The organism is Burkholderia sp. COPS, from assembly GCF_019425585.1.
Taxonomy (GTDB): Bacteria; Pseudomonadota; Gammaproteobacteria; order Burkholderiales; family Burkholderiaceae; genus Burkholderia; species Burkholderia cepacia.
This window is the reverse complement of record NZ_WIXR01000017.1, coordinates 206,578-230,088: the sequence shown is the minus strand read 5'-3', so window position 1 is coordinate 230,088 and position 23,511 is coordinate 206,578. Positions and strand designations below refer to the sequence as shown.

Here is a 23,511-nt window from a genome sequence, read left to right as displayed (position 1 = left end):
GCCTGCAGCCGCGCGTTCGCGAGGCCGTCCGCGAACAGCGCGGCTGCAGGCGCTGCCCGTTTTACCGCTCGCGGCGGCGCTGGTCGGTTCGACCGCACTCGCCGCGGCGCTTCTCCTGCTGGTTCGCCCGTTCGTGCGGGTCGACGGCGCCGGCTTCACGTCGGTGTTCCAGGGTGCCGTGCGCTTCAACAATTATGTCGGCACCGCGCTCGCGGCCGGGTTGTTCGGCGCAAAAGGCATCGCACTCGCGGCCGTGTGCGTCGCGGCGATCGTCCCGACCGTCAACCTGATGTGCGTACTCGTATTCGCGCGCTACGGCAGCACGCGGCTCGGCGCGGCGGCCCTCGTGCGCCAGATCCTGTCGAATCCGCTCGTCGTCGCGTGCGCGCTCGGGATCGCGATGCAGGCCGGCGGCGTCACGTTCCCGGCGGCCGTCGAGCCGGCCGTGCGCGCGCTCGGCGCCGCGTCGATGCCGCTCGGCCTGCTGTGCGTGGGCGCGGCACTGAAATTCGATGCGGCGCGTGCGTGGCTGCAGCCGGTCTGCGTCGCGTCGGCGTTCAAGTTCATGGCGATGCCGCTCATCACGCTCGCCGCCGGCCGCCTGTTCGGGCTCGGCGATGCCGCGCTGACGGTCGCGCTGCTGTTCCAGGCGCTGCCGACGTCGTCGGCGTCGTACATCATGGCGCGCCAGCTCGGCGGCGACGCGCCGCTGATGGCCGGCATCACCGCATTCCAGACGATCGCGGCGGCGCTCGCGATGCCCGTCGTGCTGACCGCGCTCGCGTCGGCACCCGCGTTTCGCTGACGACGCAACGACCGCCCATTTCCCCCTGAATCCAGCCTGCACGCGGGCCATCGCACGATTCGGCATGACCGGCCGCGCGTGCTCGTTCACGCATTGCCGCAGGCGCTCACCGAGAAACCCCGTCACATGAACGCTCCCGCCCCACCCGCCGCCATCGCCGCCACCCGGCCGCACGCGGCCGTCTACGTGAAGCTCACGCTCGTCGCGCTGTTCTGGGGCGGGACGTTCATCGCGGGCCGGATCCTCGCCGCGACGATGTCCGCGACCTCGGCAGCCACCGGCCGCTTCGCGATTGCCGCGCTGATGCTGGTCGTGCTGACGTGGAAGATCGAAGGCGGGCTGCCGAAGCTGAGCGGCCGCCAGGTCTTGACGACCTTCGGCCTCGGTGCGACCGGCATCTTCCTGTACAACGTGTGTTTTTTCGCGGCGCTCGCGCGGATGCCGGCGGGCCGCACCGCGCTGTTCGTCGCGTTGAACCCGGTCGCCACCGCCGTGCTGCTGTCGATCGTCGTGCGCGGGGAACGCCTGTCGCTGTCGCGCTGGGCCGGCATCGCGGTCGCGCTGTGCGGCGCGCTGGTCGTGATCAGCCGCGGCGAATGGCTGCGGGTGCTGACCGATCTCGGCAACACGTTCGGTGCCGGCGAACGCTTCATGCTGTGCGCGGTGCTGAGCTGGGCCGCCTATACCGTGATCGGCCGGCGCGCGCTCGACGGGCTGTCGCCGCTGGCGGCGACGACGTATGCGGCTCTGTGGGGCCTCGCGCTGCTGGTCGTCGCGCACCTGTTCGGCTCGCCCGCCGGCAGCGGCACGCCGCTGACGTGGCAGGCCGTCGCGTCGATGCTCTATCTCGGCGCGATCGGCACGGTGGTCGCGTTCGTCTGGTATTCGCAGGGCATCCGCGAACTCGGGCCGGCCCGCGCGGCCGTGTTCACCAACCTGGTACCCGTGTTCGGCGTGCTGCTGTCGGTCGCGCTGCTCGGCGAGCCGTTGTCGCCGTCGATGCTGGCGGGCGGTGCGCTCGTGATCGCGGGCGTCGCGCTGACCAATCGCTCGAAACGCTGATCCATGGGCGGGCGCGACGCGCACTCGGGGACGGATGTCGAATACCAGCGCGACGCGCGGCGGCGATCACGGCCCGTTGCGTGACGCAGACGGGCGGCCGATACCGATACGCCCCCCGATACGCCCCCGATATGCCCGCCGATACGCCCCCGATGTTCTCGCAGCCCCGCCAAAAACCGCCTATCGTGAATGGAGCGCTCCGTTTGTCGCCATTCGACCCTGCGTCGCTCGCACCGGCGACGGCGCCGCGCTCCGGCACCATTCATCGCGATCCCGGCGCACGCTCGCCCGTGCACGATCGCGGCCGCCCACCGGATTACAGGAGGCCCTCATGAAAGCCGCGCTGCTCGTCAGCTCCGCCCTGCTCGCCATTGCATCCGCATCGGCGTCGGCTCAAGGCTCGATCACGAAAGTCGAAAACGGTTCGCTCGTCGCCGCGAACGGGATGACCGTCTACACGTTCGACAAGGACAAGGCCAACGCCGGCACCAGCGCGTGCACGGGCCAGTGCGAATCCTTCTGGCCGCCCTACAAGGCCAGCGCGACCGACGTTCCGGTCGGGCCCTACACGATCGTCAAGCGCGACGACGGCAGCCCGCAATGGGCATACAAGGGCAAGCCGCTGTACTTCTTCTCGAAGGACATGAAACAGGGCGACCGCAACGGCGACAACTTCAAGGACATGTGGCACGTGGTTGCACCGTAAGCGTCGTTCCGCCGCGCGGACGTAAAAAAGCCCGCCCGGATCGTCGATCCGGGCGGGCCTGCTCGCGATCGCGCCGGCCGCGTTGCACCGTCCGCCCGCAGGCGGCCGGTTCATGCGGCCGGGTAGCGCATCAGCGGTTCGACGGGAAGCTGAACACCGTTCCTTCGCGCACGCCGGCCGACGGCCAGCGCTGCGTGATCGTCTTGCGCTTCGTGTAGAAACGCACGGCGTCCGGGCCATACGCATGCAGGTCGCCGAACAGCGAACGCTTCCAGCCGCCGAACGAGTGGTAGGCAACCGGCACCGGCAGCGGCACGTTGATGCCGACCATGCCGATCTGGATGTTGTCGCTGAAGTAGCGCGCGGCCTCGCCGTCGCGCGTGAACAGGCACGTGCCGTTGCCGTACTCGTGCGCGTCGATCAGCGCCATCGCCTCGTCGAGCGACTTCAGGCGGATCACGCCGAGCACGGGCCCGAAGATCTCGTGCTGGTAGATCGGCATGCCGGGCTTCACGTTGTCGAACAGGCACGGGCCGAGGTAATAACCGCCGTCGTGGCCGTCGACCTTCACGCCGCGGCCGTCGACGACGAGCGTCGCGCCTGCCGCCACGCCGGCGTCGACGAAGCCCGTCACCTTCTCGAAATGCTGCTGCGTGACGAGCGGGCCCATGTCGACGCCCGCGCCGTTGCCCGGGCCGACCTTCATCTTCTCGATCTCGGCCTTCAGGCCCGCCACCACCTTGTCGCCCGTCTCGTCGCCGATCGCGACGACCAGCGGAATCGCCATGCAGCGTTCGCCGCACGACCCGTACGCGGCGCCCATCAGCGCGTTCACCGCGTTGCCGATGTCGGCGTCCGGCATCACGACCGCGAAGTTCTTCGCGCCGCCGAGCGCCTGCACGCGCTTGCCGTGCGCGCAGCCGGTCGAATAGATGTATTCGGCGATCGGCGTCGAGCCGACGAAGCTCACGGCCTTCACGCGCGGGTCGGTCAGCAGCGTGTCGACCGCTTCCTTGTCGCCGTTCACGACATTCAGCACGCCCGGCGGCAGGCCCGCTTCGAGCGCGAGCTCGGCCATGCGCAGCGTCGACGACGGCGTGCGCTCGGACGGCTTCAGCACGAACGTGTTGCCGCACGCGACGGCCATCGGCCACATCCACAGCGGCACCATCACCGGGAAGTTGAACGGCGTGATGCCGGCCGCGACGCCGAGCGCCTGGAACTCGCTCCACGAATCGATCGCGGGGCCGACGTTCTTGCTGTGCTCGCCCTTCAGCAGCTCGGGCACGTAGGTCGCGTATTCGACGTTCTCGATCCCGCGCTGCAGTTCGCCCATCGCATCGGCGAGCACCTTGCCGTGCTCGGCCGTGATCAGCGCGCACAGCTCGTCGGCGTGTTCCTCGAGCAGCGTCTTGAAGCGGCTCATCACGCGGGCGCGCTTCAGCGGCGGCGTGTTGCGCCAGGCCGGGAACGCCGCCTGCGCGGACGCGATCGCGGCTTCGACGGTCAGCTTGTCGGCGAGCGCGACGCTCTTGTGCGATTCGCCGGTCGCCGGGTCGAACACCGGCTGGACGCGGCTGCCGCCGTCGACGCGCTTGCCGTCGATCAGGTGGCCGACGGTGGAGGTCACATTGCTGTCGTGTTTCATCGTTGAGGCTCTTTCGTGAATTCGGTTGTCGGTCGGTGCGCGCCGCGGCTCAGTCCACTTCGTTCAGTGCGTCGGACAGCGCGTTGACCAGGTTGTCGATCTCGCGCTTCTCCGAGATGAACGGGGGCGCCAGCTGGATCGTGTCGCCGCCGTAGCGCACGTAGAAGCCCTTCGCCCAGCAGCGCATCGCGATCTCGTACGGGCGCCGTGCCGGCTCGCCCGGCAGTGCCGCGATCGTCAGGCCGGCAGCCAGCCCGTAGTTGCGGATGTCCGCGATATGGCGCTGGCCCTTCAGCCCGTGCACGGCCGCCTCGAAATGCGGCGCGAGATCGCGCACGCGGGCCACCGCGTCTTCCTTCACCAGCAGGTCGAGCGCCGCGACACCGGCCGCGCACGCGACCGGATGCGCCGAATACGTGTAGCCGTGCGGGAACTCGAGCATGTACTCGGGGCCGCCCGCGGCCATGAACGTGTCGTAGATTTCCTTCGTCGCGACCACGCCGCCGAGCGGCTGCACGCCGTTCGTCACCTGCTTCGCGAAGTTCAGGATGTCCGGCACCACGCCGAATGCGTCGGCGCCCGTCATCGCGCCGGCACGGCCGAAGCCCGTGATGACTTCGTCGAAAATCAGCAGGATGTCGTGCGCGGTGCAGATGTCGCGCAGGCGCTTCAGATAACCCTTCGGCGGCACGACCACGCCCGCCGAACCGGAGAACGGCTCGACGATCACGGCCGCGATGTTCGACGCGTCGTGCAGCGCGATCAGGTCGAGCAGGCGGTCGGCCAGCTCGGCGCCGTGCTCGGGCATCCCGCGCGAGAACTTGTTTTCGGCGAGTTGCGTGTGCGGCAGGAAGTCGGCGTCGATCCCCTGGCCGAACAGCTTGCGGTTCGGCCCGATCCCGCCGACCGAGATACCGCCGAAGTTCACGCCGTGATAACCCTTCTCGCGGCCGATCAGGCGCGTCTTCGTGCCCTTGCCCTTCGCGCGCCAGTACGCGCGGGCCAGCTTCAGCGAGGTGTCGGCCGCTTCCGAGCCCGACCCCGTGAAGAACACGTAGTCGAGGCCGGCCGGCGTCAGTTCCTTGATCTTGTTGGCGAGCTCGAACGATTTCGGATGGCCGAACTGGAACGCCGGCGCGTAGTCGAGCTGCGCGACCTGGCGGCTCACGGCTTCGACGATTTCCGTGCGGCCGTGGCCGAGGCCCGTGCACCAGAGGCCCGACAGGCCGTCGAAGATCTTGCGGCCTTCGGCGTCCGTGTAATACGCGCCCTTGCCCGACACGATCATGCGCGGGTCGGCCTTGAACTGGCGGTTGGCCGTGAACGGCATCCAGTGCGCGTCGAGCCACGCGGCGTCGGTGCGGATGGTCGTGTCGTCCTGCTGCGCGGCGGTGGTGATGTCGGTCATGTCGGTCGGCGCGGCGCGCCCCTCCTTCTTGTGATGATGTTGCGCATTGTCGGGAGGCCAATTAGTCTCTTCAATATCGCAATATCAATGTTCACTTGCGCAACTATGCAAGCAAAGAAACCGAAGAGCCGCGCGCTGCTCGGGCAGCTCAGCGACATGGATCTCCGCCTGCTGCGGGTCTTCAAGGGCGTCGTGCAGTGCGGCGGGATGGCGGCGGCCGAACTGGAACTGAATATCGGCATCTCGACGATCAGCCGGCACGTGAAGGACCTGGAAACGCGCGTCGGCCTCGTGCTGTGCCGGCGCGGCCGCGCGGGCTTCACGCTGACGCCCGAGGGGCAGACCGTGTACGAGGAGACACTGCGGCTGCTCGCGTCGATGGAAGCGTTTAGAAGCAGGATAGACGGCATTCACGACCGGATGGGCGGCGAATTGAATGTCGCGGTGTTCGACAAGACGGCCACCAACGCGAACGCTCGCCTCGGCGACGCGATCCGCCAGTTCGCCGACGAAGCGCCCGACGTCGCGCTGAACCTGCACGTCGCGTCGATCAACGAGGTCGAGCGCGGGATCATCGACGGCAGCTACCAGGTCGGGATCATTCCCGCGCACCGCAACTCCGGCAGCCTCGTGTATTCGGAGCTGTTCGACGAACGGATGCTGCTGTACTGCGGCCGCCAGCATCCGCTTTACGACGCGCCGCACGGCAAGCTCACGTGGACGACGATCCGCAACCATGCATTCGCGGGGCTCGGCTTCCATTCGCCGAACATGGAGCTGAGCCACCGCGCGAAGCTCACGCGCAGCGCGACCGCGTCGGATCAGGAGTCGATCGCGACGCTGATCCTGTCCGGCCGCTACCTGGGCTTCCTGCCCGACCATTACGCGGAAAGTTTTGAAAACAAGGGGCTGATGCAGCCGATCGCGCCGCACCGGTTCAATTACCGGTGCCGGTTCGTGAGCCTGCTGCGGCGCTCGCCGCGGCCGTCGCGGGCCGCGCTGCTGTTCCAGTCGTGTCTGGAAGCCGCGCACGCGGCGACGGCACGGCCGGCGGCGTAGGCGACTCACGCAAAGGACCGGGCTCCCGGCCGCCCGTCGTGCGGCAGCGTGCCGGCGATGAAGGGACCGACAAGCGCGGCGGCGGCACCAGCGCCCCGCCCGGTCGCCCCGGTCACACGCCGTCGAACCGGTCGCGCGCGCGGTCGGCTTGCGCTTGCGCGCGGCTGCGCTTCACGAAATGCGTCGCGACCAACGCGGCGCCAAAACCGGACATCGCACCGACGCCGAGCGCCCAGCGCGGGCCGAGATGGTTCGCGACCCAGCCGGCCACCGGCGCGCCGATCGGCGTGCCGCCGAGCGCGACCGCGAGGCGCAGCGCCATCACGCGGCCGCGCATCGCCGGCTCGGTGGACAACTGCATCAGGCTGTTGGTCGAGTTCATGAAGGTGATCGCGGCGATCCCGGTCAGCACCAGCGCGGCGGCGAACAGCCAATAGCCCGGCGCCAGCGCGGCGAGCGTGCAGCCGAGCCCGAACAGCGCCGCGCCGAACCACAGATGCCGGAAGCGCGGCTGCTCGCGGCGCGCGGCGAGCAGCGCGCCCGACACCGTGCCGACCGCCATCATCGACGACAGCACGCCGAACCCGCGCGCATCGACGTGGAACACGCTGGCCGCCATCGTCGAGATGAACAACTGGAAGTTGAGCCCGAACGTGCCGATCAGGAACAGCATCAAAAGGATCGCCTTCAGGTCGTCGCGCCGCCACACGTAGCGGAACCCGTCGAGCAGGCCGCCGCGCGAGCGACCCGCCCGCAGGTTCGCGCGCAGTTCGTCCTCGCGGAGCAGCAACAGCGACACCAGCACCGCGAAGAAGCTGAGCCCGTTGGCGACAAACGCCCAGCCCGTGCCGACCGACGCGATCATGAAACCCGCTGCCGCCGGGCCGATCATCCGCGCGGCGTTGAACGACGTCGAATTGAGCGCGACCGCGTTCGCGAGTTCGCGATCTCCGACCAGTTCGGCGACGAAGGTCTGTCGCACGGGCGCGTCGAACGCCGCCGCGCAGCCGAACAGGAACGCGAACACGTAGACATGCTCGAGCCGCGCGACACCCGTGACCGTCAGCGCGCCGAGCACCAGCGCCAGCACGCCCATCAGCGCCTGCGTCACCATCAGCAGCTTGCGCTGGTCGAAGCGGTCGGCCGCGTAGCCGGTCCACGGCAACAGCAGCAACTGCGGCCCGAACTGCAACGCCATCACCGTGCCGACGGCCGATGCGTCGTGATGCGTGAGCTGCGTAAGGACGAGCCAGTCCTGCGCGGTGCGCTGGACCCACGTACCGATGTTCGACACCAGCGAACCGATCGCCCACACACGGTAGTTGAAACTGCGAAGCGAACGGAACACGCCCGCCGCCGGCACGCTCATGGCCGCTCCCGGTCGGGCTCGTTGCCGCCGTGCAGTTCGCCGAAGTGGCGCGCGAGAAACAGGCCGAGCGCGAGGATGCCGAGGCCGAACGCCGCGGCATCGGCCGTGACCCGGAGGTCGAAATCGCCCACTCGGCACACCAGCACATAAGCCATCACGAGGTTCGCGACGCCCCACACGACATTCACGGTGGACGACGACAACCCGCGCCCGGGCGGATTCGCGAACGGGGTCTGGAACGGCTCGCCGCGCAATCCGCTGACGAGGTGCGGCACGACGTTTGCGAGAAACGCGCCGCCGAAGAAGTACGCGACGAGATGCGGGAGGTTCATGTTCGGGTTGTCCTTTCGGCAAGCGGGCGGATGCGGTTCAAGGGCGCGGCGTTTCCTGGAATTCGGCGAGCCGCTGCAGCAGCTTCACGGCGGACGCGAGCTCGGCCCGCTCGGCCGTGGACAGTTGCGCGTGCAGCGCGCGGAACAGCCAGTCGTCCTTGGCCGCGCGGTTGGCCTGCAGCACCTTGCGGAAACCGGGCGTGACCGCGATCAGCGTCTGCCGGCCATCGGACGGATCGGGCTCGCCGCTGACGGCGCCCAGCGCCTCGAGCGTCGCGACCGTCACGCGCATCGACTGCGGGCGCACGCTTTCGGCGCGCGCCAGGGCCGATACGGTCGCGGGGCCGTCGCGATCGAGCCGCAACAGCACCGACTTCTGCGATGACGTGAGGTCGTTCGGGTGGATCTGCTCCCGCATCCGCCGCATCAGCTTGCCGACCGAGATGCGGAGTTCGCCGGCGAGGCCGGCCAGTGGGAGCGCGTCGGAGGGAGGTAATGGCGGATTCATGAATTCAAGATAGCAGATGTACAGTCAAACTGTACAGTTTAGCTGCATATTTCATCCTGTAAGGATCGTCCCTTCGCCTGCGCTCGAGCCGATGCGAAACGTCGCGTTCGGCCGCGCAGGCCGGCTCTGCGATAATGCGGGCTCCCCATTTCCGCTCCGCTTCCCGCCATGACGCAGCCGTCCGCTCCGCTCTCCACCGACCTGCCGCCGATCTCGTGCCTGCCCGGCGACGCGCTGCCGTGGCTGCCGATGAGCGCCGACCTGCCCGGCCTCGCAATCAAGTACCTGCACATCAACGCGGCCGAGGACACGCTCACCGCGCTGCTGAGGATGCCGGCCGGCGGCACGCTGCCGCGCCATCGCCACGACGGCGAGGTATTCGTCCATACGCTGCAGGGGGCGTGGCGCTACCTCGAATACGACTGGATCGCGCACGCCGGCTCGACGGTGCTCGAACCGGCCGGCTCGGTGCATACGCCGGAAACGCTCGGCGCGCCGGGCGAGGACGTGATCACGCTGAACGTGATGCGCGGCGATCTGGTGCTGCTCGACGACGAAGGCCGCGAAACCGCGCGCGAGAACTGCCGCGTCGCGCTGCTGCGCCAGCGCAAGCATGCGCGCACGGTGCCGGGCGACGCGGCGCCGTTCGTCACGCGCTAAGACTGGCGGCATCGCCGCGTCGCGATGCGTGTGGTGCCGGCTCGCGCCGATGTGCGGGTGGCAGCCGGCGCGCTTCGCCAACGTCCCCGGCCTGCCCGCGCATTACCGAAACCGCCGGAAAAACCGCCGGACATCGTCGGCCAGCAGATCCGGCTCCTCCATCGCGGCAAAATGGCCGCCGCTCGGCATGTCGGTCCACTGCACGACGTCGAACACCCGTTCGAGCCAGCTGCGCGGCGGGCGGCCGATTTCCTTCGGAAAACGCGCAAACGCGACGGGCACCGCCACGCGCTGCCCGGCCGCGAAGCGCATGGGCTGCAGCCGGTTTTCCCAATACATCTGCATCGACGAGCCGATGCAGCCGGTGAACCAGTACAACGAGATGCCGGTCAGCAGCGTGTCGTACGAAAACCGCCGCGCCAGGTCGCCGTCGCAATCGCTCCACGTGCGGAATTTCTCGGCGATCCACGCGGCCAGCCCGGCCGGCGAATCGTTGAGCGCGACGGCGAGCGTCTGCGGCTTCGTCATGTGGACATGCGCGTATCCGCCTTCCAGCGCGGCCCACTCGCCACGCTGCGTCACGAACGCGCGTTCCTCGTCGGTCAGCGGCAAGGCCGCGTCGGTCGGCGGCTCGTAGCTGCCGGGCAGGAAGTTCAGATGGAGGCCGTCCACCACGTCGGCATGCCGCGCGCCCAGCGCAATCGACACGCCTGCGCCGAGATCGCCGCCTTGCGCGCCGAAGCGTCGGTATCCGAGACCGGACATCAGTGCCGCCCAGCGGTCGGCAACCTGAAACGCGGACATGCCGGGTGCGGCGGGCGCCGGCGAGAACAGGAAACCGGGCAGCGACGGCACGACGACGTCGAACGCGTCGTCCGGATCGCCGCCGAACGCCGCCGGGTCGCAGAGGCGATCGATCAGCGCGTCGAATTCGAAGACGGAGCCGGGCCAGCCGTGCGTGATGACGAGAGGATAAGGCCTCGGCCCGACGCCGCGTCGATGGATGAAATGCACGCGCTGCCCGCCTGCGTCTGCGACGAACTGCGGCAGCCGGTTCAGCGCACACTCCGCCGCACGCCAGTCGTAGCGTTCGGCCCAGTACGCGGTCAGCTCGCGCAACCAGGCGCCGTCGACGCCCTGCTGCCATGGCGCTGCGGGGGTCAGCGCCGGTGCGCGCATGGCGCGCAGGCGCCGGCGCAGGTCATCGAGCGCGTGATCGGGAATCGCAATGTCGAACGGGGCGGTGTGCATCGGGTCTCCTCGCGAAGCGGGTCGACGAGATTCTGCGCGATTTTTCCGGCGCGCGCAGAGCGGCTCGCGCACACGCGTCAGCCCGCCTCCCGCTCGCCCGACCGCTCATCCGACCGCGCGTCGCGCCGCACCGCCTGCGGCGGCACGCCGAACCCGCGCACGAACGCCTCGCGCATGTGCCGCCGGTCGCGAAAGCCGTTTTCCTTCGCAATCACGTCGAGCGAATGGCGGCTCTGCTCGATCATCAGCCGCGCGGACTCCAGCCGCAGCCGCTCGATCGCCTTCGCGGGCGACTGCCCCGTCTCGAGCGTGAACACGCGGCTGAACTGGCGCGGGCTCAGGTGCACCGCTTCGGCGAGATCCTCGACGGTCAGCGCGCGGCCGAGATGCTGCCGCGCGTAGTTCAGCGCGTTCTGGATCCGGTCGGATTTCGGCGCGAGATCCAGCATTTCCGAATGCTGCGACTGGCCGCCGGCCCGCCGCTGGTGCATCACGAGCTTGTGCGCGACCGACCGGGCGGCATCCGCGCCCAGGTCCTTTTCCACCATCGCGAGCGCGAGGTCGAGGCCGGCCGTCATCCCGGCCGACGTCCAGATCGGGCCGTCGACGATGTAGATCCGGTCTTCCTCGACGCGAATCTCCGGGTAGTCCCGCTGGAGGTCGCGGCCGAACGCCCAGTGCGTCGTCGCGCGGCGCTGCGCGAGCAGCCCGGCCTCGGCCAGCACGAACGCGCCCGTGCAGATGCCGGCGATCCGCCGCGCGCGCGCGTTGGCGCGGCGCAGGAACGCGACGACGCCGGGCGGCGCCGGCGACGCGACCGGATCGTTGACGCCCGCGACGATCCACGTATCGACGGCAAGCTGCCCGCGCAGCGCGTGCGTGGCGACCGGCAGCCCGAGCGACGAGCGCACGTCGCCACCGTCGACCGAATAGTTGCCCATCACGTAGAACGGCTCGCTCATGCCCATGTTCGCGTACTCGAACACCGACTGCGCGGCGAGCGCCATGATCTGGAAGCCGTCGCTGATCAGAAAGCCGATGCGGTGCATGTGCGTTCTCCCTTCCCCGGCCAGTGAATTGGCCCGATGTCCTGAATCATACCCATCTACGTCATTTGTGTCACAGCGATTCACGGCCAGAATGGCTTCACGCCATCCGGCCAATCCCATCGAAACGGAGCACATCATGACGCAAGCACATCGCGGTACCGCCCTCATTACCGGCGCCTCGTCGGGCATCGGTGCCGTCTACGCGGACCGCCTCGCGCGCCGCGGTTACGACCTGATCCTGGTCGCCCGCAACCGCGACCGGCTGGCCGCCCTCGCCGATCGCATCACGAACGACACGCAGCGCAGCGTCGAGATCGTCGACGCCGACCTCAACGACCGCACGGCCCTCGCCGCTGTCGAGGCGAAGCTGAAGCAGGATGCGAGCATCACGCTGCTCGTGAACAATGCGGGCGTCGGCACGCACGCGCCGCTGCTCGACAGCGACGTCGACGCGATGACCCGGATGATCGACCTGAACGTGACGTCGCTCACGCGCCTCACCTACGCGGCGGTGCCCGGCTTCGTCGCCCGCGGCCGCGGTGCGGTGATCAATATTTCGTCGATCGTCGCGATCTCGCCGGAAACGCTGAACGGCGTGTACGGCGGCACGAAGGCGTTCGTGCTCGCGTTCAGCCAGTCGCTGCACCACGAACTCGCCGACAAGGGCGTGCAGGTGCAGGCCGTGCTGCCCGGCGCGACCGCCACCGATTTCTGGCAGACGGCCGGCCTGCCGCTCGAGCATCTGCCGAAGGAAATCGTGATGTCGGCGTCCGACCTGGTCGACGCGGCGCTGGTCGGCTTCGAGCGCGGCGAACTCGTGACGATCCCGTCGCTGCATGCGGGTGACGAATGGGACGCCTACGAGGCCGCGCGCCGCACGATGGCCCCGCACCTGTCGGCCGATACGCCCGCGCCGCGCTACGCGACGGCACGCTGACCGCCCGACGTCCCGCAGGTCGAAGGCAGCAAGCGCGGCGCCCTCCGGGACGCGCCGCGGAACCCGGTGACAGGCAGCGAATCGCTGCCGATCGTCCCGGGGTCCGCGGCACGTTTCCCGGCACGTGCCGATCGGTGGATTCGTCTGCCGAAACATGCACCGGATTCGTTCCCGATCGGCGCAAATCGCGCATACCGACAGACGATTCCGGTTCGCTTGCCACGCATTCCGCGCAACAGTAAGCTCTGCGATTGCAGTCCCCAAGCGGCCTCGTCCGACCGGCATTCGTCCGATCACGAGGGCAATCGTCCGTTGCAAACTCGACCAAGCGGGTCCGTATGTTCATCACCGAGACCGGCGACGCGCCGGCCTCCGCGCGCGGTTCGGCCAACCTTCCGCCCGCGCTCCCGCCCGTGCCGGAACTGGCCACCGTCTGTCGTGTCGCGCGGGCGCATTTCGGTGCCGCCGGCGCGTTCATTGCGCACGCGGATGCCGATGCGCCACGCGTGCTCGCCGTCGACGGCGCGCTGCCCGATCCCCTTTTCGCCGATGGCTTGCCACCCCGGGTCGAGCCGGACCCGGCCGCCGATGCGAGGTTCGTGCCGGACGACACGAACGCGAATGCGAATGCGAACGGGCAACGCGACGGCGGCCCGCCTCGCGCGCCGGGGATCGTCGCGGCCTGCGAACTGGCCGCGCCCGATGGCGCGACGCTGGGCATGCTGTGCATCGTCGACGAAGCGCAACGCACGCTCGACGCCACGCAACGCACGCTGCTCCGCGACCTCGCCACGCTGGCGGCCAGCGCGCTTTGCCGCGCGACCGAAGCCGCCGCGTTGCGCGACCGGCTCGGCGTCGTCGAGGAACACAGCACGCTGACCACGCTCGCGCTCACCGAAAGCGGCACCGGTGTGTGGGATCGCAACGTGGAAACCGGCGAGATCCATTACTCGCCGGCCTGGAAGGCATTGCTCGGCTACGCGCCGCACGAGCTCGGCACCCGGATCGAGGATGCGTACGAACGGCTGCATCCGGACGACGTCGACGACGTGAAAGCCGCGATGCTCGCGCACTTCGAGCGCCGCACCGACCGCTACGCGGTCGAGCACCGCATCCGTTGCAAGGACGGCACCTACAAATGGATCTGCAGCCGCGGCAAGGTGATCACCCGCGACGCCTACGGCCGCGCGCTCCGGATGGTCGGCACGACCACGGACATCACCGCGCTGCGCGAGCTCGCCACGCGGTTGCGCGACTCGGCCGCGCTCGTCACGGATCTCACCGACCAGGTTCCCGGGCTCGTGTTCCAGCTGCGGCAAACGGCCGACGGGCACCGCTTCTTTACCTACGCGAGCGCGGGTGTCAGCGACATCTATGAACTGACGCCCGAGCAGGTCGCCCACAGTGCGGAGGCGGTCGAGACGCGGATTCATCCGGCCGACCTGGTCGCCTACCGGCTGTCGCTGCACGACTCGTCGGTGCGGCTGACCCCGTGGCGCCTCGAATATCGCGTGCTGCTGCCGGGCCAGGGCCTGCGCTGGCGCGAAGGCGATGCGCGCCCGCAGCGCACGGCCGACGGCGGCACCGTGTGGCACGGCTTCATCACCGACGCGACCGACCGCAAGCACATCGAGGCCGAGCTGCACCGGATGGCCACGACCGATCACCTGACGCAACTGTCGAACCGCCACGCGTTCATGCGGCAAAGCGAAGCCGCGCTGCGCAACGTGCGCACGACCGGCCTGGCCGCCGCGGTGCTCATGCTCGATCTCGATCACTTCAAGGCGCTGAACGACCGCTGGGGCCACCCGGTCGGCGATCGCGCGCTCCGGCATTTCGCGCGGCTGCTGCTCGCGGAAACCGGGCCCGACGGGATCGTCGGCCGGGTCGGCGGCGAGGAATTCGCGGTCGTGCTGCCGAAGGCGGATCTCGACACCGCGCTGGCATTCGCGCAGCGCGTGCAGCAACGCGCGATAGCGGCGCGGCTGATGCACGAGGACCAGCAGGTCACGCTGACCGTCAGCATCGGCATCGACGCAATGCGGGCGTCGGACTTCGGCGCGTACCAGCCGCTGTCACGCGCCGACAAGGCGCTCTATCTCGCGAAGGAACGCGGCCGCAACCGGATCGAGGTGTATCGGGCGTAGCCGACGCGACGGCGCGACGACTCGACGTCGCGCCGTGCGACATCCGCGCCGCGTCCGCCGCCCGGTTTCCCGGCCCCCGTTGCTCGACTGGTTCGAAACCGATCGTGTAGACTTGCGCCCCTTGCTCTACTCACCACGACTTGCCATGGACAATGCCAAACGAACCGCACGAATCGCGACAGGTCTGCTCGTCGTCGCGCTCGTCGAGTTGCTGGCGCTTCTGATCGGCTACGTGTTCGCCAGTTCGATGGACGATCCGTACACCGGCGTTCGTGTGCTGATTACCGCGCTGTTCTGGGCGGCAGGCCTCTCGGCCCTCGGCGTCATCGCGGCGATCGCCTGCCTGTCGATCGACCTGCAGGCGCGCGGCGGCGTGATCTACGGTGCGCTGGTGCTGCACGGCCTGCTCGTCCTGCCCGGGCTGTTTCTGTCCTTCCACTGAATCGCACCGCAGCCGCCGGCGTCACGCCGCCTCCGCACGCGGCACCGCCCGCACCCCCAGCAGCATCGCGACCGCGCACGCGGCCAACAGTGCGGCGATCATCAGCATCGCCGGATCCATGCTGCCGGTTCGCGTGCGGATCAGCCCGACGAGCCAGGGAGTGATCATGCCGCTCGACACGCCGATGCTGCTGATCAGCGCAATCCCGCCGGCCGCGCCCGCGCCGGAGAAATACGCGGACGGCACGGCCCAGAACACCGGATGCGCGGCGAAGATCAGCATCACCGCGACCGACAGCAGCGCCATCATCGCGACGATGCTCGGCAGGTGCAGCGTCAGCAGCGCCAGCGCCACCGCGCCGCCGAACGCGCATGCCGCGAAGTGCCGGCGCCGCTCGCGCTTGCGGTCGGAACGCCGCGCGATCGCGATCAGGCCGGCCGCGCCGATCGCGTTCGGCACGACCGACAACAGGCTGATCTGCACGACGTCGTGGATGCCGAATTCGCGGATCATCAGCGGCATCCAGAACAGCAGCATCAGGAGCGCGGTGGTCAGCGAGAAATAGATGAACGCGAACAGGTACGTGCGCGGTTCGGCCAGCACCTGCCGCAGCGAATGCGGCGCCGGCGTATCGGCACCGGTGGCATCGGCGGCACCAGCGACACCGGCGCGGTCGGCGGCCAGGTCGGCCGCAAGCCGCTGGCGATCGGCGTCGGACAGCCAGCGCGCCTGCTCGGGACGATCGCACAGCCAGAACCACGCGATCACGCCGAGCAGGATCGCGGGCGCGCCCTCGATCGCGAACATCCATTGCCAGCCGTGCAGCCCGAGCACGCCCGACATCCCGCGCATCAGCCAGCCCGACAGCAGCCCGCCGACCATCCCCGCCACCGCGACACCCGCGTAGAAGATCGACAGCACCGACGCGCGCCGCCGCGCCGGATACCAGTACGTCAGGTAGAACACCACGCCCGGAAAGAACCCGGCCTCGAACACCCCGAGCAGGAAGCGCAGCACGTAGAAGTGCTTCGCGCTGTCGACGGTGATCATCGCGACCGACACCGCGCCCCACAGGCACATGATCCGCGCGAACGTGCGGCGCGCACCGAAGCGGCGCAGCAACGCGTTGCTCGGCACCTCGAACAGCACGTAACCGACGAAGAACAGCACGGCGCCGAGGCTGTACATCGCGTCGGTCAGGCCAAGATCCTGCCGCATCTGCAACTGCGCGAAGCCGATGTTGCTGCGATCGAGAATCGACACGATGTAGCAGATGAACAGGAACGGCACGATCCGCATGCCGATGCGCCGGTACAGCGCGTCGTCGTCCGGTGCGGCGGCGCCGGACGCGACGGCACGCGCGGCGTCGGCTTGAAGAGGGGCTGACATCGATCGTCTCCTCGATGGATTCGGGTGCGGGGCGAACATGGGGCGCCGGTCGCCGCCGCCCGCGCGCGGCAACCGGCCGTTGCGCGTTCAGTCGCGCGGCGCGGCTTCGCCCTTCACGCCGAGCATCAGCGCGACGCCGCTCGCCACCAGCAACGCGGCCAGCAGATACACGGCGAGATCCATGCTGCCGGTGCGCGTGCGGATCATCCCGATCACCCACGGGCTGACGATGCCGCTCGTGATCCCGATGCTGCTGATCAGCGCGATCCCGGCCGCGGCCGCGTTGCCCGACAGGTAGCGGGTCGGCACGGCCCAGAAGATCGGCAGCGCGGCGAAGATCAGCGTCGCCGCGATCGACAGGCACGCGAGCATCGCCGCGAAGCTGTGCAGGTGCAGCGTCAGCGCGGCGAGCGCGATCCCGCCGCCGATCGTGCAGCACGCGAAGTGCTTGCGGCGCTCGCCGGTCCGGTCCGAACGGCGCGCGATCAGGACCAGCCCCACCGCGCCGACCGCGTTCGGCACGACCGTGTACAGGCTCACGGCCACGACGTCGGTCACGCCGAAATCGCGGATCATCAGCGGCATCCAGAAGTTGAGCGTCAGCGACGCGCAGGTCAGCGAGAAATAGATGAACGCGAACAGGTACACGCGCGGATTGGCGAGCGCGGCCACGAGGCTGCGCCCGTCGTGCGCGTGGCCGTGGCCGCGGCCGTCGGCGCACAGCGCGGCGACCCGCGCCTTTTCATCGGCCGTGAGCCACGCGGCATCCTGCGGCCGGTCGACCAGGAACGTAAACGCGGCGAACGCGAGCAGGATCGCCGGCGCGCCTTCGATCGCGAACATCCACTGCCAGCCGTGCAGGCCGAGCACGCCACCCATGTCGCGCATGATCCAGCCCGACATCAGGCCGCCGAGCACGCCGGCCACCGCGACGCCCGCGAAGAACACCGAGATCGCGGCCGCGCGCCGGTTCGCGGGGAACCAGTAAGTGAGGTACAGCACGATGCCGGGAAAGAAGCCCGCTTCGAACACGCCGAGCAGGAACCGCAGCACATAGAAATGCGACGGCTGCGACACGAACATCATCCCGGTCGACGCGATGCCCCACAGCAGCATGATCCGCGTGAAGGTGCGGCGCGCGCCGAAACGCGCGAGCAGCATGTTGCTCGGCACTTCGCAGAACACGTAGCCGACGTAGAAGACCGCGGCGCCGAGGCCGTACATCGCGTCGCTGAAGCCGAGATCGTGCTTCATCTGCAACTGCGCGAAGCCGATGTTGATGCGGTCGAGGAACGATACGACGTAGCAGAGGAACAGGAACGGCACGATCCGCCATGCGATCGTGCGGAACAGCAGCGCGTCGTCCGTGGCGGCGGATGCGGAAGCCGAAGCGCTCGCGTGCGCGAGCGTCGCTTCGGCATGAAGCGATTGGGGCATGTCTCTCTCCAAACAGGCTGCGCGATTCGGGCGCGCAGCCGTCTCCCAGGGCGTACGTGCGCCCTGCATTCTAGTGAGCTCGGATCACGGCGGTCGGCAAGGCGGCGGAACGCCGCGGCCGGTCGCCGCTTCAGAAAAAAGGCGGAGCGCCCTGTCGGACACCCCGCCTGTGCAAGCCGCTCAGTCCTGCAGCGCGGCCCACATTTCCTTGTCGCGCTGCGCGGTCCAGATGCGCGGATGCGTGATGCCGCTCGCTTCGTCGAACGCACGCGACACGTCGAACGGCAGGCAGTGCTCGTAGATGAACACGTGGCCGAACTTCGGGTCCATCGCTTCGCGCGTGAGCGCCATCGACGCCTTCAGGTCGAGCTTCTGCTCGACGGCCTTGCGGCCCTGCGCGAGCAACGTCGTGACGAAATCCTTCGTGTAGTCGAGGCCCTTGTTCACGTCGGCCGGGTTCAGCAGCGCGGGGCCACGGCCCGGCACCAGCTTCTCGGCGTTCAGCGCGCGCAGCGCCTCGAGCGTGGCCGGCCACTGTTCGAGCTGTGCATCGCCGCAATAGCACGCGGCGTCGTATTCGACGAGGTCGCCCGAGAACAGCACTTTCTGCGACGGGATCCAGACGATCGTATCGCCCTTCGTGTGGCCCGAGCCGACGTGCATGATCTTCACCTCGAGCTTGCCGAGGAACAGCGTGATCTCGCGTTCGAACACGAGCGTCGGCCAGGTCAGGCCCGGCACCGTCTCGACACCGGCGAACAGGCGCGGGAAACGCTCGATCTCCGACTTCATGTCGGCCTCGCCGCGTTCGACGATCATCTCGTACGTGCCACGGCTCGCGATCACGTGCTGCGCGCCTTCGTCGAAATACGCGGACGCGCCGAGCACGCGCACCGCGTGGTAGTGCGACAGCACGACGTGCTTGATCGGCTTGTCGGTCACGCTGCGGATCTTCGCGATCAGGTCCTGCGCCATCGCGGGCGTCGCGGTCGTGTCGACGATCAGCACGCTGTCGTCGCCGATGATCACGCCCGAGTTCGGGTCGCCTTCGGCGGTGTACGCGTACGCGTTCTCGGACAGCTTCGTCCAGGTGACTTTCTTCTCTTCCAGATCGGCTTGGGAGGCGAATGCTTTGGCCATGTTGCGTTCCGTGGCTGCGAGCCATGTGTTGAGGGGAGTGAGCGGATCATCTTCTTGCGCCGAATATTTGTCAATGACAAAGTCGCTTGCTATTGTCTAATACGGGTAAACCTGCGGGCTGGCGCGACAAATGGCGTCGGATACCATGCGGGGTTTCGTCAACGGAAGAATCATCGCGTGCAGAACCACGAAGTCAGCGCAGACGATGCGCCGCCCAAGGCGCAGCGCGGGATCCAGAGTGTCGAGGTCGGCGGCCGGCTGCTCGACGCGCTCGCGCGCCGGCGCAAGCCGCTCGGGCTGTCCGAGCTGGCCGCGGCGGCCGACCTGTCGACCGCGCAGGCGCACACCTATCTCGTCAGCCTGACGCGGCTCGCGCTCGTGAAGCGCGACGCGCTCACCGGCAACTACGAGCCGGGCCCGTTGTCGCTGCGGCTCGGGCTGATGTCGATCGAGCGCCAGCCGGCCTATCGCGCGACGCTGCCGCACGCGGCGCGACTCGCGGAAGCGGTCGGCCTGAGCGTCGCGCTGTCGGTGCCGGGCGCGCTCGGGCCGACGATCGTGCGCATCGAGCACGGCGGTTATCCGCTGCACGTGAACCTGCATGTCGGTTCGGTGATGTCGCTCGACACGACGGCCACCGGCCGCGTGTTCCGCGCGTTCGGCGACCCCGCGCAACTCCGCGCGATGGCCGCCAGCCAGGCCGGCGCGGCCGACACGCTTGCAGGCGGCGAGCAGCCCGTGCCGGATACCGGCGTGCCGCAGGCCGAACTCGATGCGATCCGCGCACGCGGAATCGAGCGCGGTGTCGACCTGCCGAGCCCCGGCGTCAGCGCGATGTGCGTGCCGGTGTTCGACGCGGCGGGCGCGCTGCAGCTCGCGTTGACGGTGATCGGTTCGACGGGCTCGATCGACGTCGCGTGGGACGGCCCGATCGCGGCGGCACTGCGCGACGCGGCACGGCAGGCGAGCGCATCGCTCGGCGAGGCGCACGACGCCTCGCCGCCCGCACCCGGCGCAGCCCCGGCCGCTGCGCGCGTGCCGCCCGCGCTGGCCGACGATGCGAAGGCGCAGCGCGGGATCAACGCGCTCGACAGCACCGGCGAGTTGCTGCTCGCGCTGGTATCGGCGGGCCGCGCGCTGCCGCTGCGCGATCTCGCGGCGGCGGCCGGCATGCCGGCCGCGAAGGCTTTTCCGCATCTCGTCAGCCTGCAGAAGATCGGCCTGCTGAGCCGCGACGACGCCGGCTGCTTCGGCGGCGGCCCGCTCGGGCAGGCGCTCGGCCTGATCGCGATGCAGCGCGTGTCGCCGACGCGCGACGCGGAAGCCGAGATCGTCGCACTGGCCGGCGCGACCGACATGAGCGTGGCGGCCGCGACGCTCGGGCCGCTCGGCCCGACGGTGATCCGCCTCGAGGAATCGGCGCGACCGCAGCACGTGAGCCTCCAGGTCGGCACCGTGATGTCGCTCGTCAATACGGCGATCGGCCGGATTTTCGCGGCCGGGATGTCCGACGACGTGCTGGCCGACCTGCTCGCCGACGAGCCCGTGCGCCTCGCGGGCCGCATCGCCCCGCCGGCCGACGACGCATTCCGGGCGCGGCTCGCGACGATCCGCGCGGACGCGCTCGATTTCGCGTTCGACGCGCCGGTGCCGGGCATCGGGACGGTCGCCGCGCCCGTGTTCGATCACACCGGCAGCATCCGGCTCGTGATCGCGATCATCGGCTCGTCGCGCGGCTTCCCGCGCGGGCCGGACAGCGATCTCGCGCAGGCGTTGCTCGCCGCGACGCGGCGGCTGTCGTGGCGGTTCGGGTGGATCGGCCGGTAAGCCGGCGCCTGCTTTCGCCATCCTCCGCAGCGCCCGAATCCCCCCTCTCTTGTTTCATGCGAGCCGTGCCGGCACGGCCTCGTCGCGCGCCAGCACGGCCACGCCAGGGCGCCCGATATTCATGTTGCGAAGCAGCAACACAAATTGTCAGTAATTCTCATATAACGAAATCGCATTTCACAAAGCGGAGGTGTTTCGCTATGATTAGGGTTATCCCTAACTCGCCACCTATATGGGGCTTCGTCATGCAAACGTCTAATGTCTCCGACCGTTCCACCGAATCCGCTGGCTGGCTCGCACGTATGGGCGAGCTGATTGCAGAAGCTTGGGCACTCCACCTCGAGACCTGCGAAGTCATCGCTGAAGCACACGCCCGCCTGCCGCGCTGAGCGGTACGACCGGCCCACAGCCGGCCGCACGATGCCGTCCTGATCCGCTTGCCCGGATGCGCGCCGCAAGGCCGCGGCACCCGGCAACGCCCGGCGCGGCAAACAACGTGGAAACCGTCAAGCGTTGCCCCGGCTGAATGCGCTCCCGGTGTCGGGAGCGTGTCGGGGTCGCTTTAACGCCGATGCCGGCGCCAGTCCGCCTCGACGCGGTATCGAATCGGCTTCGGCGCGCATTTATCTGACGGCTGCCCGGGCGGGCAGCCGTTATCCAGCCAGCACGTGGGAAGGCTGAACCATCGCGGACGGAAGATTCATCCGCGTTGCCGGCGGCGGTACCGAATCGCGCCGCGCGGCTTCTCCCCCGCGCGATTGCCGGCTTTCTGCGCGCATACGCGCAGCCACTAGCGCCGTCGTTTCAACGACGGCCGCCTCTCACCCCTGCCTTCCTCACACCTGAATCGACGGCACGTCCTTCATGCAGCGCAGTGCAAACATCGAGCGGCTGTGACGGATGCTCGAAATCTTGTACAGCTTTTCGCGCAGGAAGCGCTCGTAGCCGGCCGTGCCGTCCACCGCGACCTTGATCCAGTAGTCGTACTCGCCCGACACCAGATACGCCTCGAGCACCTCGGGCAGCGCGGCGAGCTCCTCGCCGAAGCGGGCGAGCGCGTCGTCCTCGTGGCGATCGAGCGTGACTTCGAGGATCACGATGTCCGCATAGCCCAGTTTCCGCTGATTGACGAGCGCCACATAACCGTCGATGTAGCCGTCCACCTCGAGTTGCCGTGTGCGGTTCCAGCACGCGGTGGTCGACATGCCGATCTGTTCGGCCAGTTCGGCGTTCGACAGGCGCGCATTTTTCTGCAGTGCACCCAGGATCTTGCGGTCCTGGCTGTCGAGCGTTTTCGGCGAGCGTTCACGTGTGGCCATGGCAGGAAGAATCTTCTACTGAAAAGCGCGATTCTATCTGAACGACATTCCGGATTTGTGTCGGTTTGTGTGGAAATGCGGAAGCCTTTTAATCCGGCCCCTTGATATATTTTCCCCATGCCTGTTGTCCGGCACGCTCCCCGCGACAACCCCTTCGCAGCGGGACGCACGGCCGCAATCACGAGTTGCGGTGCCGGCCAGCAGGCATGCGATTCCCCGCCGCCCGCGCGCCTATCCGGCCGCGCGGCTTCGGCGCCCGTGTTCCTGTTCCTGCCCTACCCGTCATGTCGTTCAGGCTTTACCTCTCGTTTCTCGCTGCTTCCGCCGTTCTCGTCTACGCTCCCGGCCCCGTCAACCTCCTCACCATGAACCAAGCGCTGCGCGCCGGCTGGCGCCGCGCGCTGCCGTGCGTCTGGGGCGGCACGCTCGCCGTGCTGCTGCAACTCGCGCTGACCGCGCTGTGCCTGAATTCGCTCGTGCATCTCGACGAGCGCGCGCTGACCGTACTGCGCTGGGCCGGCGCGGCCTACCTCGTCTGGCTCGGCTGCAAGCAATGGCTCAGCCGCGCGCCGGCCGGCGGGCCCGCTACGGCCGGGCCGGCCGGGGCTGCAACGCCGGACACCGACTCGCACCGCGCGCTGTTCTGGCGCGGCCTCGCGACCTCGGGGCTGAATCCGAAAACGCTGCTGTTCTTCCCGTCGTTCTTCCCGCAGTTCATCGTCCCTGACGCCGACTGGAGCCTGAACCAGCAGTTCCTGCTGCTCTCGGCGACCTTCGCGGTGCTGTTCGCGGGCGGCGTCGCGTCGATGGCGCTGTTCTCGCACCGGCTGAGCCGCGCACTGCAGCGGCCCGCGCGGATGCGCGCGATGAACCGCGTCACGGGCGGGCTGCTCGTCGGGATGGGCGCGATCATGGCCGGCTGGAACTGAACGGCCGCCGCCACGCGCGTCGTCGCAACCGCCGCCGGCCCCGCGAAAAAGCAGCCGATCGCGGAATGCTTTAGGGTAGCGCCTGGT

21 protein-coding genes are annotated in these 23,511 nt (G+C 68.9%); 10 read left to right on the top strand and 11 right to left on the bottom strand.

Annotated elements, in window-relative coordinates; genetic code table 11:
* The 3 genes from FOZ70_RS17465 to FOZ70_RS17455 all read left to right on the top strand — a co-directional run.
* Positions 1-805 (top strand): AEC family transporter (locus FOZ70_RS17465; RefSeq protein WP_219706346.1); only part of this gene is annotated, 805 nt, incomplete at its 5' end.
* Between the two features lie 126 nt (positions 806-931).
* The gene (locus FOZ70_RS17460) at positions 932-1,867 is read left to right on the top strand and encodes a DMT family transporter (protein WP_219706345.1); all 936 of its coding nucleotides are present in this window, start codon (positions 932-934) and stop codon (positions 1,865-1,867) included.
* 331 nt (positions 1,868-2,198) lie between these two features.
* Positions 2,199-2,573, top strand: a complete 375-nt coding sequence (locus FOZ70_RS17455) for a hypothetical protein (RefSeq protein WP_021159211.1) — start codon at positions 2,199-2,201, stop codon at positions 2,571-2,573.
* A gap of 130 nt (positions 2,574-2,703) precedes the next feature.
* On the opposite strand, the gene FOZ70_RS17450 is transcribed toward FOZ70_RS17455, so the two are convergent.
* Both FOZ70_RS17450 and FOZ70_RS17445 read right to left on the bottom strand, forming a co-directional pair.
* Positions 2,704-4,221 carry a CoA-acylating methylmalonate-semialdehyde dehydrogenase gene (locus tag FOZ70_RS17450; protein WP_021159212.1) on the bottom strand — a complete coding sequence of 506 codons (1,518 nt, stop codon included), beginning with the start codon at positions 4,219-4,221 and terminating at the stop codon, positions 2,704-2,706.
* Between the two features lie 49 nt (positions 4,222-4,270).
* Complete coding sequence (locus FOZ70_RS17445; RefSeq protein ID WP_021159213.1) at positions 4,271-5,629, bottom strand: aspartate aminotransferase family protein; 1,359 nt, start codon at positions 5,627-5,629, stop codon at positions 4,271-4,273.
* Positions 5,630-5,734: 105 nt separating this feature from the next.
* Here FOZ70_RS17445 and FOZ70_RS17440 point away from each other — a divergent pair, with 105 nt between their 5' ends.
* Complete coding sequence (locus FOZ70_RS17440; protein ID WP_059676975.1) at positions 5,735-6,688, top strand: LysR family transcriptional regulator; 954 nt, start codon at positions 5,735-5,737, stop codon at positions 6,686-6,688.
* Positions 6,689-6,800: 112 nt separating this feature from the next.
* On the opposite strand, the gene FOZ70_RS17435 is transcribed toward FOZ70_RS17440, so the two are convergent.
* From FOZ70_RS17435 to FOZ70_RS17425, 3 genes are read right to left on the bottom strand one after another with little or no spacing between them, the layout of a single operon-like run.
* On the bottom strand, positions 6,801-8,057 hold the full coding sequence (locus tag FOZ70_RS17435) for an MFS transporter (protein ID WP_059492288.1): 1,257 nt from the start codon (positions 8,055-8,057) through the stop codon (positions 6,801-6,803).
* A complete protein-coding gene (locus FOZ70_RS17430; RefSeq protein ID WP_027791510.1) occupies positions 8,054-8,389 on the bottom strand; it encodes a hypothetical protein in 336 nt (111 codons plus the stop codon). Before FOZ70_RS17430 ends, FOZ70_RS17435 begins: the two co-directional genes overlap by 4 nt.
* Before the next feature lie 37 nt (positions 8,390-8,426).
* Complete coding sequence (locus FOZ70_RS17425) at positions 8,427-8,897, bottom strand: MarR family transcriptional regulator (RefSeq protein WP_219706344.1); 471 nt, start codon at positions 8,895-8,897, stop codon at positions 8,427-8,429.
* Between the two features lie 168 nt (positions 8,898-9,065).
* Here FOZ70_RS17425 and FOZ70_RS17420 point away from each other — a divergent pair, with 168 nt between their 5' ends.
* Entirely contained in the window at positions 9,066-9,557 is a 492-nt protein-coding gene (locus FOZ70_RS17420) for a 2,4'-dihydroxyacetophenone dioxygenase family protein (protein WP_048023098.1), read from the top strand.
* Between the two features lie 102 nt (positions 9,558-9,659).
* Here FOZ70_RS17420 and FOZ70_RS17415 read toward each other — a convergent pair whose 3' ends face one another.
* Positions 9,660-10,808 (bottom strand): epoxide hydrolase family protein, encoded by a 1,149-nt coding sequence (locus FOZ70_RS17415; RefSeq protein WP_219706343.1) that lies wholly within the window; start codon positions 10,806-10,808, stop codon positions 9,660-9,662.
* A 77-nt stretch (positions 10,809-10,885) separates the two neighbouring features.
* On the bottom strand, positions 10,886-11,857 hold the full coding sequence (locus tag FOZ70_RS17410; RefSeq protein WP_059853659.1) for a GlxA family transcriptional regulator: 972 nt from the start codon (positions 11,855-11,857) through the stop codon (positions 10,886-10,888).
* A gap of 136 nt (positions 11,858-11,993) precedes the next feature.
* On the opposite strand from FOZ70_RS17410, the gene FOZ70_RS17405 reads away from it, so the two are divergent.
* From FOZ70_RS17405 to FOZ70_RS17395, 3 genes are all read left to right on the top strand, one after another.
* The gene (locus FOZ70_RS17405) at positions 11,994-12,794 is read left to right on the top strand and encodes an SDR family oxidoreductase (protein ID WP_059707734.1); all 801 of its coding nucleotides are present in this window, start codon (positions 11,994-11,996) and stop codon (positions 12,792-12,794) included.
* Positions 12,795-13,132: 338 nt separating this feature from the next.
* Positions 13,133-14,941 carry a sensor domain-containing diguanylate cyclase gene (locus tag FOZ70_RS17400; RefSeq protein WP_219706342.1) on the top strand — a complete coding sequence of 603 codons (1,809 nt, stop codon included), beginning with the start codon at positions 13,133-13,135 and terminating at the stop codon, positions 14,939-14,941.
* 79 nt (positions 14,942-15,020) lie between these two features.
* A complete protein-coding gene (locus tag FOZ70_RS17395) occupies positions 15,021-15,383 on the top strand; it encodes a hypothetical protein (protein WP_219706341.1) in 363 nt (120 codons plus the stop codon).
* A 21-nt stretch (positions 15,384-15,404) separates the two neighbouring features.
* On the opposite strand, the gene FOZ70_RS17390 is transcribed toward FOZ70_RS17395, so the two are convergent.
* From FOZ70_RS17390 to FOZ70_RS17380, 3 genes are all read right to left on the bottom strand, one after another.
* Complete coding sequence (locus tag FOZ70_RS17390; RefSeq protein WP_219706340.1) at positions 15,405-16,772, bottom strand: MFS transporter; 1,368 nt, start codon at positions 16,770-16,772, stop codon at positions 15,405-15,407.
* 87 nt (positions 16,773-16,859) lie between these two features.
* Complete coding sequence (locus FOZ70_RS17385) at positions 16,860-18,209, bottom strand: MFS transporter (protein ID WP_219706339.1); 1,350 nt, start codon at positions 18,207-18,209, stop codon at positions 16,860-16,862.
* 180 nt (positions 18,210-18,389) lie between these two features.
* Positions 18,390-19,349 (bottom strand): MBL fold metallo-hydrolase, encoded by a 960-nt coding sequence (locus FOZ70_RS17380; protein ID WP_048023110.1) that lies wholly within the window; start codon positions 19,347-19,349, stop codon positions 18,390-18,392.
* Positions 19,350-19,526: 177 nt separating this feature from the next.
* On the opposite strand from FOZ70_RS17380, the gene FOZ70_RS17375 reads away from it, so the two are divergent.
* The gene (locus FOZ70_RS17375) at positions 19,527-21,176 is read left to right on the top strand and encodes an IclR family transcriptional regulator C-terminal domain-containing protein (protein ID WP_219706338.1); all 1,650 of its coding nucleotides are present in this window, start codon (positions 19,527-19,529) and stop codon (positions 21,174-21,176) included.
* A gap of 836 nt (positions 21,177-22,012) precedes the next feature.
* Here FOZ70_RS17375 and FOZ70_RS17370 read toward each other — a convergent pair.
* Positions 22,013-22,495 carry an Lrp/AsnC family transcriptional regulator gene (locus FOZ70_RS17370; protein WP_021159229.1) on the bottom strand — a complete coding sequence of 161 codons (483 nt, stop codon included), beginning with the start codon at positions 22,493-22,495 and terminating at the stop codon, positions 22,013-22,015.
* A 284-nt stretch (positions 22,496-22,779) separates the two neighbouring features.
* Between FOZ70_RS17370 and FOZ70_RS17365 the strand changes: the two genes are divergently transcribed.
* Positions 22,780-23,424, top strand: coding sequence for a LysE family translocator (locus FOZ70_RS17365; RefSeq protein WP_060159063.1), 645 nt, complete (start codon positions 22,780-22,782; stop codon positions 23,422-23,424).
* The last annotated feature ends 87 nt before the right edge of the window (positions 23,425-23,511 follow it).